This is a genomic window from Psychrobacter sp. van23A, assembly GCF_030845275.1.
Taxonomy (GTDB): domain Bacteria; phylum Pseudomonadota; class Gammaproteobacteria; order Pseudomonadales; family Moraxellaceae; genus Psychrobacter; species Psychrobacter faecalis.
Genome location: NZ_CP132595.1, coordinates 187,683 through 202,926, shown reverse-complemented (window position 1 = coordinate 202,926; position 15,244 = coordinate 187,683). Strand labels below are relative to the sequence as shown.

Annotated in this window: 14 protein-coding genes and 1 pseudogene; 7 read left to right on the top strand and 8 right to left on the bottom strand. The window is 44.0% G+C overall.

Annotated features, from left to right (window positions below; translation table 11 throughout):
• The first annotated feature begins 406 nt into the window (after positions 1-406).
• Positions 407-2,698 (top strand): cation:proton antiporter, encoded by a 2,292-nt coding sequence (locus RAH45_RS00870; RefSeq protein ID WP_198327970.1) that lies wholly within the window; start codon positions 407-409, stop codon positions 2,696-2,698.
• A 103-nt stretch (positions 2,699-2,801) separates the two neighbouring features.
• Here the strand turns inward: RAH45_RS00870 and tmk are convergent, their stop codons facing one another.
• On the bottom strand, positions 2,802-3,518 hold the full coding sequence (gene tmk / locus RAH45_RS00865) for a dTMP kinase (RefSeq protein WP_198327969.1): 717 nt from the start codon (positions 3,516-3,518) through the stop codon (positions 2,802-2,804).
• 118 nt (positions 3,519-3,636) lie between these two features.
• A complete protein-coding gene (gene mltG / locus RAH45_RS00860; RefSeq protein ID WP_198327968.1) occupies positions 3,637-4,923 on the bottom strand; it encodes an endolytic transglycosylase MltG in 1,287 nt (428 codons plus the stop codon).
• 169 nt (positions 4,924-5,092) lie between these two features.
• Here mltG and RAH45_RS00855 point away from each other — a divergent pair.
• Both RAH45_RS00855 and RAH45_RS00850 read left to right on the top strand, forming a co-directional pair.
• Positions 5,093-5,571 (top strand): annotated as a pseudogene (locus RAH45_RS00855) (DpnI domain-containing protein); the annotation flags it as partial.
• Entirely contained in the window at positions 5,551-5,856 is a 306-nt protein-coding gene (locus RAH45_RS00850; protein ID WP_265090556.1) for a hypothetical protein, read from the top strand. The pseudogene RAH45_RS00855 and the gene RAH45_RS00850, both read left to right, overlap by 21 nt.
• Here RAH45_RS00850 and RAH45_RS00845 read toward each other — a convergent pair.
• Complete coding sequence (locus RAH45_RS00845) at positions 5,848-6,414, bottom strand: hypothetical protein (RefSeq protein WP_198327967.1); 567 nt, start codon at positions 6,412-6,414, stop codon at positions 5,848-5,850. The two genes, RAH45_RS00850 and RAH45_RS00845, sit on opposite strands and share 9 nt — an antisense overlap.
• 181 nt (positions 6,415-6,595) lie before the next feature.
• Between RAH45_RS00845 and RAH45_RS00840 the strand changes: the two genes are divergently transcribed.
• A complete protein-coding gene (locus RAH45_RS00840; RefSeq protein WP_198327966.1) occupies positions 6,596-6,784 on the top strand; it encodes a DpnD/PcfM family protein in 189 nt (62 codons plus the stop codon).
• A 6-nt stretch (positions 6,785-6,790) separates the two neighbouring features.
• On the opposite strand, the gene RAH45_RS00835 is transcribed toward RAH45_RS00840, so the two are convergent.
• Both RAH45_RS00835 and RAH45_RS00830 read right to left on the bottom strand, forming a co-directional pair.
• Positions 6,791-7,744 carry an aminotransferase class IV gene (locus RAH45_RS00835; RefSeq protein WP_198327965.1) on the bottom strand — a complete coding sequence of 318 codons (954 nt, stop codon included), beginning with the start codon at positions 7,742-7,744 and terminating at the stop codon, positions 6,791-6,793.
• A 15-nt stretch (positions 7,745-7,759) separates the two neighbouring features.
• On the bottom strand, positions 7,760-8,449 hold the full coding sequence (locus RAH45_RS00830; RefSeq protein ID WP_306495383.1) for a hypothetical protein: 690 nt from the start codon (positions 8,447-8,449) through the stop codon (positions 7,760-7,762).
• A gap of 512 nt (positions 8,450-8,961) precedes the next feature.
• Between RAH45_RS00830 and aroE the strand changes: the two genes are divergently transcribed.
• Positions 8,962-9,813, top strand: a complete 852-nt coding sequence (gene aroE / locus RAH45_RS00825; RefSeq protein WP_191692275.1) for a shikimate dehydrogenase — start codon at positions 8,962-8,964, stop codon at positions 9,811-9,813.
• A gap of 81 nt (positions 9,814-9,894) precedes the next feature.
• Here aroE and RAH45_RS00820 read toward each other — a convergent pair whose 3' ends face one another.
• Positions 9,895-11,046, bottom strand: a complete 1,152-nt coding sequence (locus RAH45_RS00820) for an FUSC family protein (protein ID WP_198327964.1) — start codon at positions 11,044-11,046, stop codon at positions 9,895-9,897.
• Between the two features lie 469 nt (positions 11,047-11,515).
• Between RAH45_RS00820 and RAH45_RS00815 the strand changes: the two genes are divergently transcribed.
• Both RAH45_RS00815 and RAH45_RS00810 read left to right on the top strand, forming a co-directional pair.
• On the top strand, positions 11,516-13,336 hold the full coding sequence (locus RAH45_RS00815) for an acyl-CoA dehydrogenase C-terminal domain-containing protein (RefSeq protein ID WP_306495382.1): 1,821 nt from the start codon (positions 11,516-11,518) through the stop codon (positions 13,334-13,336).
• Between the two features lie 163 nt (positions 13,337-13,499).
• Positions 13,500-13,979, top strand: a complete 480-nt coding sequence (locus RAH45_RS00810; RefSeq protein ID WP_227678259.1) for a hypothetical protein — start codon at positions 13,500-13,502, stop codon at positions 13,977-13,979.
• A 50-nt stretch (positions 13,980-14,029) separates the two neighbouring features.
• Here the strand turns inward: RAH45_RS00810 and RAH45_RS00805 are convergent, their stop codons facing one another.
• Entirely contained in the window at positions 14,030-14,401 is a 372-nt protein-coding gene (locus RAH45_RS00805; RefSeq protein ID WP_198327962.1) for a 5-carboxymethyl-2-hydroxymuconate Delta-isomerase, read from the bottom strand.
• 111 nt (positions 14,402-14,512) lie between these two features.
• The gene (gene ybaK / locus RAH45_RS00800; RefSeq protein WP_198327961.1) at positions 14,513-15,001 is read right to left on the bottom strand and encodes a Cys-tRNA(Pro) deacylase; all 489 of its coding nucleotides are present in this window, start codon (positions 14,999-15,001) and stop codon (positions 14,513-14,515) included.
• Positions 15,002-15,244 lie beyond the last annotated feature (243 nt).

The window sequence follows — 15,244 nt, the reverse complement described above, 5'->3', positions numbered from 1 at the left end:
AGAATACGTCAAATAAAACCATGTTATGATAACAAGCCAAATAATTTATATGGCAAACAAAAGTTAATTTTTGTAGGTCGTTATTTTAGCAAATTGGCGATCATCAGCTTATTTTTCATCTTTTGCTTTTTAGATTCTGCTTAGGGATCTAAAAAGCTTTTGTCTTTATAGCGATATCGTACTGATAGCCAACCTCACTTGTGCTTTGATTACTTGTGCTTTGATTACTTGTACTTTGATTATAGTGTGGTTGATGCTTTTATTAACAAGCGCTAGATTTAGCGCTCAGCGGTGACAGATATTGCAACACTATATTTAGACGACTCTTGCTGCAGCTTACGCTAGCAGCGCTGGTAGTGCGCCTGAATAGATATAAAATATGACAAGATTATAAAAGGATTAATTTATGGATACCGCCCTATTGTTATCCGGCGTGGTTGGGCTTGGTATTGCCGCCCAATGGTTGGCTTGGTATTTAAAGCAACCGTCCATTTTGTTTTTATTACTGATTGGTATTATTGTTGGCCCGATATTGGGTGCTTTTGACCCAGACTTGGTGCTCGGCGAGCTGATGTTCCCGTTTATCTCATTGGGCGTGGCGATTATTTTATTTGAAGGCTCGCTGACTTTAGAGTTCGATGAGATTAAGCAGCACGGCTCTGTGGTACAGATGCTGGTGTCAGTCGGTGTCCTTATTACCATTGTCATTGTGGCGCTATCGACTTACCTGTTGTTTGATGTCGACCCTTTGATTGCTTTGCTATTTGGTGCGCTGGTTTGTGTGACTGGCCCTACGGTCATTATGCCGTTACTGCGCAGCGTGCGTCCGAATAAAACCATTTCTAACATTTTGAAATGGGAAGGTATCATCATTGACCCTATCGGCGCGATTGCAGTGGTTTTGGTCTATGAATATATCATTTCAGGCGGCGAAGCCAGTAGTATCTTACTGTTTGCCAAAATTGTAGTATTGGCAGTGGCCATGGGCTTAGCGGGCGCGTGGTTATTGGCGTTTTTAATGCGCCGCCATATGATTCCTGAGTTTTTACGTAATGTCTTTACCTTAGCTTTTGTACTGCTCCTGTTTTCTATCTCCAACCATTTAGAGCACGAGTCCGGCTTATTAACGGTCACCGTCCTTGGCGTGGCGCTGGCTAACTGGCCAAAATTCCCGCGGGAGACGATTTTAGAGTTTAATGAATCGCTGACCATTTTATTGGTATCGGTATTATTTATCATTCTTGCGGCTCGCGTTGAGCTTGCAAGCTTGCTTAGCGTTGGTTTTGCAGGCTTGGTGTTGCTCGCGATTGTGATGTTTGTCGCGCGTCCTTTGTCTGTTTGGGCATCGTCTATCGGCTCCAATCTAAAAACCAATGAAAAGCTAATGATTAGCTGGATTGGGCCGCGCGGTATCGTTGCCGCTGCAATCTCATCGCTTTTTGCCATTCGCTTGCAAGAGTATGATATTCAAGGCGTTGAGCTGCTCGTACCTTTGGTTTTCCTCGTCATTATTGGCACAGTAATGATTCAAGGTTTGGGCGCCAAAATGGTTGGTAATTTCTTGGGCGTCCGTGAGCCTGAAACCAACGGTATCTTAGTCGTTGGCTCCAACCCTATCGCTTTATTGGTAGCGACGTCTTTAAAAGACCAAGGTTTTGATGTCATCGTCGCGCACAATAACTATACCAATATCGCCAAAGCTCGTATGAGTGGTTTGCGTACTTACTTTGGTAATCCTATCTCTGACCATGCCGACCATCACTTAGACCTTATCGGTATTGGGCGTCTGTTTGCCATGAGTACCGACAGGGAAATGAATACCTTGTCTGAAATTCATTACCGTCATGAGTTTGGCGAGCGTAAAATCTATCGCCTTAAATTCAGTGATGAAAAGGTCAAAAGTGAGCGCGATGATAAGCAGGGCAACTTCCATTCGCAGTGGTTGTTTGGTAAAGATGTGACTTATGCCAAGCTTGCCAGTATGCTGTCGAAAAAAGCGCGTATCAAAATCACTAATATCACCGACAGCTATAGCTTTGAGCAATACAAAGCCGATAATAAGCAATTTGTGCCGCTTTATACCGTCGATAAAGAAGGTAAACTGCACGTGATTACCGATAATTTCGATGGGGTGGTGCCGCGTGATCGTAAGCTGATTTCATTGGTCGTCGATGATGAAGTGCAACCAAAAGCGGTCGATGTAACGGCAAAACAAGAGCAGGCCCGCGCGGCTGCAGATGCTAGCTTTGAGTCCAGCTCAAAAGCGCCTGAAAAGCGTAAAGGTATAGAACTGACCGATGCTAGTGATGACACAACTACGTCAGAGACTGCAGCAACCACTGCTAAAGAAGCCAATGTAGCAGAAGCCTCCGAGTCAGAAAAGGCACAAGACAAACAGGCCAATAGCGTTATTGATATGCCTAATAAAACTCAGGTATCAAGCACGACTGTTAAGAAAGATAACGTGCAAACAACAGAGCCTGATGCTACTGCTCCTAATGGTTCTACCAATGCTATAAATAAAGGTGTCATGTCGGATAATTCGACCGCAACTTCGAAAACCAAAACCTCTAGCAGTACCAACGGTAATGGCAGCGCACCAAAAACCAAAAAAGGCACGCTTGACCCCAATCGTTTACCGGATTCTAGCGGTGACAGCCTTGATAACGTTGACAGCATGGATATAGATAAAGAGTAGAGTTATCTTTTTAATATTTTCCATAAACGATAAAAGCCCCAACTGCGCAGTTGGGGCTTTTTTTTGGATAATATAAAGTAGAAATGACAGCTTCAAAACAACATTACACTAATGCAAATTTTTCCTGCACCGCCTGCCAAATACGCTCGCTAACGTCTTCGGCACTGCCTGACGCATCAATACGCTGGATACGCTCCGGTTGCTCGCTGGCAAGGACACTAAACCCTTGATGTACTCGAGTAAAAAACTCCGTCGCTTGCTGCTCAAAACGGTCAGCAGCGCTGCGTTTATTGGCGCGCGCCATGCCTTCTAATACTGGCAAATCCAACCACAAGGTCAGCTCTGGCAACTCTTTGACAAACTGCTCGATAAGCATAGCAATTTTAGCACGTACAGCATTATCACCATGCGCGCGTCCAAAGCCTTGATAGGCAACGGTCGAATCGGTGAAGCGATCACATATTACCCACGTACCGCATTGCAGTGCAGGCAAAATCACTTGCTGCAAATGGTCACAGCGCGCGGCAAACATCAGTAGCAGCTCAGTATCATCATTAATTTTGGTATCCGGGTCTAATAAAATAGCACGCAGCTGCTCAGCAAACGGACTACCGCCCGGCTCCCGGGTACGCAGATAGTCAATGCCTTTTGCTTGTAGCTGATTGCAAAGCTGCTCGATAGCGGTGGTCTTGCCAACGCCTTCAGTACCTTCAAAGCTAATAAAGCGCCCTTGATTGGACGCTGTATTTATATAATGTTTAGGCGAATTTATTTGCGCTGATTTTTCTTGCACTGATTTATCTAGTAGGGATGCTGACATGATATGACCTTATGTCATTGATGAACGTTATGCAATTAGATAGATAGTTATATAAATAGCTATATAAAGACATAACGCTCAGTACACGATAGGTTTTTAGAAAAGATAAAGGATTAAATTACGGCGGCGGTGTTTGTGCTTTTTTCTGACGCATGACGCTGAGATATTCTTTGACCGCTTGGTTATGCTCATTTAAGCTATTGGTAAATTTGTGCCCGCCGTTACCGGTCGCCACAAAATATAACGCTTCGCTATCGGCGGGATGCAAAGTCGCTTCAATCGAGGCCGCAGATGGCAGCGCGATTGGCGTTGGCGGCAAACCATCGATTTGATAGGTGTTATAAGCGGTCTTTTCATCGATGTCTTGACGGCGAATATTGCCTTCATAACGGCTACCCATCCCATAAATAATGGTCGGATCGGTTTGCAAGCGCATATTTTTATTCAAACGATTGCTAAATACTGCCGAGACTAAAGGACGCTCTTCTGCCACGCTGGTTTCTTTTTCGATAATCGATGCCATCACCAGCGCTTCATACGGACTGTCATAAGGCAGATCAGGGTCGCGATTTTCCCACGCTTTGGTCAATGCTTGCTGCTGACGCTTATACAAATCGGTCAATACCTGCTTATCGGTGCTGCCTTCGCCATAATAATACGTATCAGGCGCAAACCAGCCTTCAAGATTGTGATTGACGATAGCATCATTACTATTGATCACCGAATCTGGCAAGATGCCAACCAAATCCAACGCCTGTGCGATGCTGGCATTCGTGCTATCCGCCGTCAGTACTTCTTTTTTGATGCCTTTATTATCTCGTAGCGCCTGATATAAATCTTTTGAGGTTTTGCCTTCGATAATCTGTACCTTGACCATCGCCGCTTTTACCCCTTGCCCCAATACTTCTAAGGCTTCAGCAAAGGTAGGGTTTTCTGGTAATTGATAAATACCGGCATGCAATGGGCCATCGATTTGCGTTTTCATATAAAGCTTGGCAATCGTGGCAGAAAACAGCGGTATTTGCTGCTGCCACTGCGGCAATAGCCCATAATACGTCTGACCCGATTCAATCGTCACCATCTGCTGCGGCTGCTCAATACGGCCAAACAGCGTCTGATACACCATCACCAAAAAAAACGCGGCAATCAGTCCAAGTACCAATAACACCTGATAACCACGCTGCATAAAAAACGATGGATTATCAGCTTTATAGTGGCGCGGTTTAGTGCCACCGCTAATGAGTGAGATATCCGTCGCCGGTACTTCCTCTGCGCTAACGTCGTCAATGATAGGTTTTTTATCCAGCGCCGTCGTCTCGACAGGCTGCTCCGGCGCGTCGTCATGGTCATTTTTTGGCGACTCATCAGGGCGTTTAGGTGGTATTTCAGGTGTTGGCTTGCTCATGGCAACTCGCGAGGCAGAAGTTTGCTAGAATTTAGCACTGAACTGGGCGATTTTCAATGGTATTTGCTTAGCTTATCGATTAACTTGGTGGTTAGAGTAAATTATATGGCTTAATACTCATATTGCTTATTTATCACTTTGAATTTTTCCTTTAATAAAAAAATCGGCTATGAACCTTAATTTCAATCAAAGTCTTGCCAAAAACTATTCATCTGAATCGCAAAAAATTCGTGTGCTCAGTGAAGATTGGGTCGCTAAGCAAAGTTATTGCCCCCGTTGCAATACCGAACCCTTAGTTGAATTTGCCAATAACCAACCTGTCGCTGATTTTTATTGCGCACATTGTAGCGAGGAATATGAGCTAAAAAGTAAAAAGGCAAAACTGAGCCACCTGATTAATGACGGTGCTTATGCCACTATGATTGAGCGTATCAATAGCGAGGATAATCCCAGCTTTTTCTTTTTGACCTACTCGCCAGAATATAGGGTGAATAACTTTTTAATCATCCCCAAACAGTTTTTAAACCGGACATGATTATTAAACGCAAGCCGTTATCCATCACTGCCAAACGTGCTGGTTGGGTCGGCTGCAATATTGATTTGCGTAAAGTGCCCGAATCGGGGAAAGTGTTTTTGGTCAAAGACCAGCAAGTCATACCACGCGATAATGTCACCAAGCACTTTCAAAAAACCTTGTTTTTACGTGAGCAAACTATTGCTTCGCGTGGTTGGACATTGGATATTTGGCAATGTATCGATAGACTGGATACTGACTTTTCTCTCAATCAAGTTTATGCGTTTGCCAACTTATTAAAACTCAAACATCCCGAAAATAACCATGTTAAAGATAAAATCCGTCAGCAGCTACAAGTGTTACGCGATAAAGGCATTATTGAATTTACTGGTCGTGGGCACTATCGCAAATTATATTAAGCGCTTTTCATTATAACGCTCAGCTCTCGGTTGCCCTTTCTTATCGCGATAGGCATCAGCTATCAACTCATCCTTATCGTCCCATAATGGTAAACGTGCCGTTGCAACTAAACGGTCATGAAACTTATGCGGCGGATACTCCCAATCAATTTCATCATTTATTTTAAAAAAGTGCTCTTCTCGATAATCTACATAAGCGTGCATTCTATTTTTAACATAGTTATTCCAATGCCATACTAGCTGCAAAGATGTGCGAGCAGGCTTAGTAAACTGCTTCAAATTGACCGTTAGCGCACGCCTTACTGGTTCATCGTTAGGAAAGACTTTAATACGTTGCTCGATAACTTCTTCTTGTGTTTCTGCATACTCAAACACACCGCCAAAGGCAATAAATTTTTTGAAGTCTTTTAAATACATAACGCCGAGCGATAATTGGGTATAAGGCGATAAGTAAATAATTTCATCAGGTTGTTCTTTTGCTAATTTGCAAATTTCATCAAAAACCATCAAGCGACGAATTTGTATTGGAATTCTGCTTTCTTCATAAATTGGACGCATCGATATCTCTCCCTTTAAAAGGCGCTATTGAACCTTTATGATTGAGAAAATATCATTGATCGATTTGCCTGAGCGCACAAGTCTTTGTCACAAAAGACGATCACTTCTTTTTAAACGCCTTTGCTAACCTAGTAAATATAAATCCTAAAGAAATTTTGATAAGCAGGTATTGGGAAGGGTGATGATGAAAAACGATAAGAATATGGAAAAAGTCTTTCAGATAGAGGTTGTCGAGACGCTAAGTAACCTCGTAAAAATTAGCGCAGAGGACGAACAAGGAGCACTATTAAAAGCGCAAGAACTGTATCGCAATGAAGACGTTGTTTTATACCCTGATAACTTAATTGACACCAAATTTAACATTCTTTAAATACGGTTAACTCGCTTCAAAACCCATCACTTCACCCGAGAGTAACCTCAGACTACTCATGGGCATAATACCGCGCAGCGCATTGCAAAAGAATAGCTGGCTTAAATGAGGTAAATCCTCATCTTGTAATGACCGGATAATGACGGGATTTTCACTAGTCGATAATGTATCGATAATCACTTGCCGCATCACTCCAGCAACGCCCGATTGCGCCATCGATGGCGTATACCATTGACCTTGGGTTAAATAGTTGCTGCTGCTGTTATTTTGAGAGTGTGGAGGATTGGACGATTTTGCGACTGGCGCTTCTACTAATTGATAAAACACATTACTCATCGTGCCCTCAACCCAGCGCCCGCTCATATCGCGTAGCAGACCTTCAGCGATGCTTGGCTTGATAGTGCCTGCCAATGTCTTAGCTTTGATAGCTTGCAGCTCGCCACTTGCCAGCACATTATCGAGGCGATTTAAGCTTTTAAGTCCAGCAAGTGTTGGCGGCAAACAAGCAATTTGAGAGGATAAGCAAATGGCGCTCGCGGTAGGTTGTAGCGGGAGGAATTGATTATTAGCGAGTGGCAGCGATCGTGCGGTAGTAATGGCCATTGGTGAGGATTTAAGCCAAATTTCGCACGCACTGCCGCCACCAATATTTGGTGTATAACCATAACCACGGACTTCTTGCTCGGCGCGCGTGATTATAAGTTTTAGCATACCTTGCTGTAATTGCTTGGCATGTGTTTTTAACACCGTTAATAATGAAAAACTGTCCAGCTGAAGTTGCAAGGCTACCGCATGCGAGACAAGGCGCTGCTGATGATAGTCCAACCACAGTATCTGCCCATCGATGACGCCCATAGTGGTAAAAAAACCATCACCGTATGCCAACCCGCGATTGTCTAACGATACCGTGGTCTGTGTAGCATTTGACGGATGCAAACATATCCAGCTATTGGGCGACATTCAGGCCAGCCCCGCTTATTTATCAGCAGTTTGAGCAGCAGATTTATTAATCACTAGCATACAGCTATAAAACTCGCATTTTGCCAGCTCTACTTTTTGACCGCCGATGGTTTTATTTTTGGCGATTTGACCGCCGAGCATATCAGCGACCAGCTTGCCGCCTTCATCGCCCATTAATTGACGCGCCAGTTGATAAGCTTTTTTGGCATGGTTTTGACTGATTTCTTTTTCTTTATCAGAGTCGGTTGGATTGGCAAAATACCAGCCAAGCTCGAGGTATTTTTCAGAATCAATCAGGTCCAAATACGGCGCATCATCCTGCATAAATCGATATTTGGACGCCGGATTACTGGCATAGTCCAAGCTATTTTCGTCGGTGCTGACCACTTTACCAAAGGCTGATTGTATCTTTTTAAGCTCATCGATACTTAAGGAGGTTACTTTGGCAGTGCCCCACGAGGCGATATCGTATTTTACTGGCGTCCCTTGCGCAGCTGTTGCGCCATCAAGATCAGCGTTGGCATTGGGGTTTTCTGCCTTGGAGGTCTCAGCGGCGGTCTGCTCGCTATTATCAGCGCCTGCTTCTTTGGCGGCAGTATCACTCTCTGTATTGCTATTACAGGCGCTCAAAGACACGCCAACTGTCATTATCGTACTGACCATCAAGGTCTGTAGGCTTTTATTCCACATGGGCAATGTACTCACACTTTTAAAGGGATCCAAAAACGATATTAACGAGCGGGGTTTGCTGCCGCTGATAACGAAAAATGTCTGTTAAACTTTTATAGTTATATAACTTATTGGTTATAGGCTTTGGTAGCAGTCAAATTGTTAAATATTGCCTTTTAATCATCGTAACACAAGGCCGACTGAAATCTTCATGCTCCCTAGTTTACCCAACTGCTTAACACTTGACTAGCTTTTACCTTACACTTACCGCTCCGGCAGAGTACAGATTTGTTAAAGACCTCACGAGATAAAGGCATGATTTATTTGGCTAATGAGCAGCTCCGTTTTTAGCCCTTTTATTGACTTAGCATAATTGGCTTAGCTTAGTTGGTTTAGTATAGGTTTGTGAAAGTTAACGTTATCCCCTATGATAAGTAGGATTTATTAAATGACATTGCATAAGATAATTAAACGGCCACTTTTTTATTGATAACTTCTCACCTGTTGATTTTGCCTATATTTCACCCTTTACAAGCAGCGGACCCTTTATGACCCAGCATTTTATCGTTATAGGCAATCCGATTGCCCACAGCAAATCCCCTGAAATCCATACGCAGTTCGCTGTGCAGACAGGCTTAGAGATTAGCTATCAGCGCCAGTATTGCCCTGATGATGTAGCCAGCTTTACTGCGGTGATTGAGGCATTTTTTCAGGGCGGCGGCGTTGGTGCTAACGTGACTGTGCCCTTTAAGCAAGTAGCTTATCAGTGCTGCGCGGCGCGTGGCGGCTTGTCTGAACACGCTAAGGTTGCAGGCGCTGTTAATACTTTGTTGATCAATAAAACGTTGTTAAAAAATGGCACACCGATAGCCGAGGCGATATATGGCGATAATACCGATGGCCAAGGGTTGGTCAATCACATGACAAGTTTAGATTGGCCGCTAAAGGGCGCGCGTGTGGCAATAATCGGCGCAGGCGGCGCGGCGCGCGGGGTGATATTGCCATTGATTGAAGCGGGTATCAGCGAGCTTACCCTTGCCAATCGTACATTAAATAAAGCGACAAATTTAGTTACTGATCTAAACGCTGCAAGTGAGACAATTGCTAAGCAGCAGATTAAAACCTGTAGCACTGAAACGCTAAGCGGTGAGTTTGATATCATTATCAATGCTACCTCGATTGGGCTAACGGGCGATACGCTGCCGCTTAGCGACCAACTAGACGGCCATTATGCTTACGATATGATGTATGGACGTGAGCTGCCGTTTTTGCAGCATTTTACCAAGCGCGGCGCACAAACGTCAGACGGTTATGGCATGCTTATCGGGCAGGCAGCGTTAAGTTTTGAGCGTTGGACAGAACATAAAGTCGATGTTGCGCAAGTCATCGACAGTTTATAAGTACATTGAATGAACAGCTTAAACCGCGACTAAAAAAGCCATATGAATAGAAATCATACAGCTTTTTATCTGCTAAAAAATTTAGCTAAAACGCGCTAGCAGCCAATTCTCCATCCGGCGCAGCGGCACGCGTAAATCGGTCGAATGCATCACCACCCCGCCGCTTAGCCCCACCACGCAGCCAATCATGGTATCAAACAAACGCGCTAAAATGACCTCTTGATAAGCTTGCTTAGTAAACGGCAACCCACTGCCATATTCGGCAATAAATATCGTCAGCGGCGTGATAAATATCACCGCCAAGCCATAATGGCGGTCGACCAAGGTTTCGATACACAGCATTAAGCTTAATATCGCCAGTGCCACACCCCATATCGGCAAACCCCACGCCAGCATCCATCCCGCCAGCCCAACGCCAACCATGGTGCCAAGCAAACGATGGATTTGCTTAATCCACATGGTACGCAAATGAATACCTTGGATAATCAAAAAACAGCTGACTGCTGCCCAATAGGGATTTGATAAATTTAAGCTCAGCGCGATGACTAAAGATAGACTGACAAAACCGGCGACAATCACACTCTCCGTAATGGTATCGGGCTCATAGCTATAGGTCGGCGTCGGTGTCGCTAGGCGCGTCGCTAATAGAAACAGCGAATATAGCAGCGCCATCACCAAAGCAAAACCACTACCGAGCATCACCAAGCCTGTGGCCGGCATGACATCTTCTAAAGGCAGGGGGATAAATAGCGCAATCGCCCCCGCCATCATCACAAACAAACCTGCGGGCGGCGGTTGACGATAGTAGCGCCCAAAAATTACAATACCAAACGCCATCAAGGTAAATATCGGCAATTTTAATGGCGGAATTTGCTGCGCTATCAGGCCCAGCGCAAAACACAGCGACATGGCAAACCCCCACGCCATCACCGTCACCAAACGAAACGGCAGCTTACCTGCTAACGGTGTATTTAAAATAACCATCGCTCCTAGTGACGCTTTAATACCAGACGGCAGAGCATCAAAGTACGCCCCGACAAATACCGGAAAACTAATGGTAATTGCAGCGATAATCGGCATGTGCCACGGTCGTTTGCTACGGTTTACGGTTAATAAATGGTTAAGCTCACCATCGATGAGTTTTTTTAACCGCCCAACTACTGCCATTAGCCAAAATACTGGCGTCTTTTTCTGCTCTGTTTGGTATGCTAAATTGCGCTTTGGTGCGCTCATAAATTGTGTTCCTTTATTCTGTTTGGGCACGCAACTCATACACTTAACGGTTGTTTTGCGTCTATCCCGCTGTCTATACTAAAACTTACGCTGCAACCTGTACTAAAACTATGGTTGTTTATAAAACTGGACTTATTGATGCCTGTTTATAAATAAATAACCATTTATATTTATAACTTAAATTTTTATGTTTTTTAATATATTATGAATATTAGTTATCGGTTGTATATTTGTGGCTATAGAAGATTTATACTGACCTCAATGCTACGACAGCTGTTTTTTATCAAGGATGCCTTAACGGTTATCAAAATGGACAAGCTGTTCTTAATAAACCTAGATAACGACCTGTAATATTGTCTGCCTTTATCTCAAATAATTAAACTCCCGTTTACATGAACCATGGCTCAATTAATGAGCCGACAGTCTATGCTAACGAACTATCCTAGCCAAATAATCAAAGAGAGCGACTATGTTAACTTACAAAGCACCTTTGCGTGATATCAAGTTTTTGATAAATGATGTTTTTGACTATCAAACGCATTATAAAAGCCTAGACAATGGCGAAAACGCCGATCCTGAAACCGTCGATATGATTTTGCAAGGCTTTGCTGACTTTGCTGAAAATATCTTAGCGCCTTTGTACCAGCCAGCGGATGAAGAAGGCTGTCATTTTGAAAATGGTGTGGTCACTACGCCTAAAGGTTTTAAAGAAGCTTATGACCAGTTCGTCGAAGGCGGCTGGCAAGGTATTTCGTACCCTGAAGAGTACGGCGGTATGAACTTACCGATGTCAATCAACCTTATTAAGTCTGAAATGATGGGTACGGCTAACTGGCCTTGGGCGATGTATCCTGGCCTATCAACTGGTTGTATCAACACCTTACTACAGTACGGTACCGACGAGCAAAAAGCGATTTATTTACCTAAATTGGTTGAAGGTACGTGGTCGGGCACCATGTGTTTGACTGAGCCGCAGTGTGGTACTGACTTGGGTCAGGTTAAATCAAAAGCCATCCCGCAAGATGACGGTACTTATAAAATCAGCGGTACCAAGATTTTTATCTCAAGTGGCGAGCATGACTTAACCGACAATATCGTCCATATCGTTTTAGCTCGTCTACCAAATGCGCCAGAAGGCACACGCGGTATCTCATTGTTCATCGTACCAAAATTCTTGCCAAATGCTGAAGGTGAATCTGGCGAGCGTAATGGCGTGGTTTGTGGCTCTATCGAGCACAAAATGGGTATCAGCTCATCGTCAACTTGTGTTTTAAACTTCGATGACGCAGTTGGTTACTTAATTGGTGAGCCAAATAAAGGCTTGAAAGCGATGTTCACCTTTATGAACACTGCTCGTATCGGTACTGGTATTCAAGGTTTGGCGCACACTGAATTGTCTTTCCAAAACGCCCTACCATACGCTAAAGACCGTCGCTCTATGCGTACGCTATCAGGCACGAAAGACCCTGAAAAAGTGGCTGATGCGATTATTCATCATGCCGACGTACGCCGTATGCTATTGACCCAAAAAGCCTTTGCTGAAGGCGGTCGCTCAATGATTTATCACTCAGCGCGCTATGCCGACAAAATGTCTCAAGGCGTTGCCAATGGTGATGACGCTGAGTTTGAAAAATGGGATGACAAATTGGGCTTTTATACGCCTATCCTAAAAGGCTTTTTAACGGAGCTTGGTATTGAAGCGGCCAAACACGGTCAGCAAATCTACGGTGGTCACGGCTATATCAAAGAATGGGGCATGGAGCTTATCGCTCGTGATGCCCGTATTGCGACGATGTACGAAGGTACCACTGGCGTACAGGCGCTTGACTTACTCGGTCGTAAAGTTATCTTGCAGTCTAAAGGTAAAATTATCCGTGATTACACCTCAAGCATTATGAAATGGTGCGGCGAGTATGCGCTTGATAAAGACATGCGTAAATTCGTTTGGGCACTGACCAAACTATGTGCTGAGTGGAACACCTTGACCGTACGCTTGATGCTGATGGCGCGTAAAGACCGTGAAATCATCTCTGCGGCATCAGATGACTTTTTGATGTACTCAGGCTATGTGATGATGGGTTATCACTGGGCGCGCATGGCGGCGGTCGCTTATGACAAGCTTGAAAAAGGCGGCACTGAGTCACCAGAATTCTACAAAGCTAAGATTCAAACTGCAGAGTTTTACTTTGATAAAATCTTACCGCGTACCTCAGGCCATGCTGAAAGTATGGTTGCTCCAAGCGAGAGCATGACGGCAATGAAAATCGATAACTTTGCTTTCCTAGACTAAGATTGCTTCTCAATTGAGCAAATAATTAACAAGAAAAGCGCCTATTCATTAGGCGCTTTTTTATGTTTAATATAAAGTCAGAGAAGATACTAGAACCATAGTTATCAAGTAATAGACATGCAAATAATAGACAGCTGATAAAATATAATTTAATAAGGAAGTAATGATGTTGTCGATTAATAACAGAACCACTTTATCAAGTACACGAGCGCTAAAAACGCTATTATTGAGTGCCGCATTAATCAGCGTTGGCGCCCATAGCGCGATGGCTAAAACCAGCGATACCCCCATCCATTTTGCCAAAGGCGCTATTAGTAGCGTGGTTACGGGTAAATTAAAACCTAACGAACAGGAGCGCTGGTACCGCTTTAATGCCGCCGCTGCGCAATATGCCATCATTAATATTGCGCCGCTTACTGGCACGTCTGAGACCGCCAATGTCGGCGTCCTGCACATGCCAAATGGTAAATATGATGGCACCAAAGGCGGGTTTATTTATCAAGGCTGCTTACCGGAAAATGGCGAATATCGCTTACGTATCGCCCGCAATTTGATGGCGACTCACGGTAAAACCGCTGGTTATAAAGCTGAGGTGATGGTACTGCCTAAGTTTGCCAGTAAGTCGCTATGTGCAGATAAATAGCTGGTCTGTCATTTTTATAAATCACTCTTATAAACAATTGAGCCTAGCGTTTAGCTCAGCATTTTTTTATGATAAATCGCGCTGATTTCCTCTACTTCGACACAGATTTGAATGTCGGCGCGTCCCGATTGCTGTGCATTCAAGCTTTCCTCTATAGCAGCTGTTAATAATTCAGCGAGTTGATGGCGTATGACTTCGTCACGGCCGCTCATAATTTTTAGATACGCATAAACAAAGCCGTTGCGCTGCTCGTCATCTTCCACGCCAACCAAAAACGTCTCAATCGGTACGATGCGCGCTTTGATATCGGTAGGTTTACCAAAGTGTCCACTGTCCCACAGCACTTGATTTAATGCTTTTAGAAATGATTCTTCATGAGTAATCGTGACGTTTGGCGTCACTTGAATGGTTAAATGCGGCATGGGTAACATCCTTATTTAAAAATAGCAATTCTACTAATAAGCAGCGCAAACACTATTGAGAGCAAATGACAAAGGCGCAGAATAAAGGGCGTGTAAAATTCTTCTTAAATACTAATCATCGATGATATCTACAAAGCGCGCGTTAAGCGTGGTCGCTAATTGCTCAGGTGGCAACTCAATCTCTAGACCTCGGCGACCGCCACTCACATAGATAGTAGCTTGCTGTTGCGCGGCGGCATGGATAAGTGTCGGTAGGCGCTTTTTTTGCCCCAATGGGCTAACGCCACCGAGCACATAACCCGTCGACCGTTCGACCAATTTAGGCTCAGCCATTTGTACTTTTTTACAAGCCAGCATTTTAGTGCTCGATAAAGCCTTCGCCACTTTTTTAAAATTTAGCGTTTGATCGACCGGCAAAATCGCTACGGCCAGCGCGCCTGCGTCGGTTGTCACCACCAAAGTTTTAAACACACGCTCGGCAGTAATACCCAGTTTTTCTACTGCTTCTAGTCCGAAAGAGGCGGCGGTGCTGTCGTGAGTATATTCATGCAACTTATAATCAAGGCTTTGCTGTTTGGCAAGTTTGATAGCAGGGGTCATAATGTTCTGGCTTAGAATAATGAAGTTAAAAGATAAAATTCTACATAGATTTGAATGTAAATGTTTTGATTTAATGCCATACAGTATTGCGCGAAATCGCAGATTTTTCTACCTCTTACTTTAAATAATTTCGCATTTTAACGGTTGGCTCGTTAAGTATTCTCGGGCATTTAAACCAGTATTCTATGCCGTTATGCTGTTAATATTGGCAGTATATACAGACACTATATATCGCTTTGATGG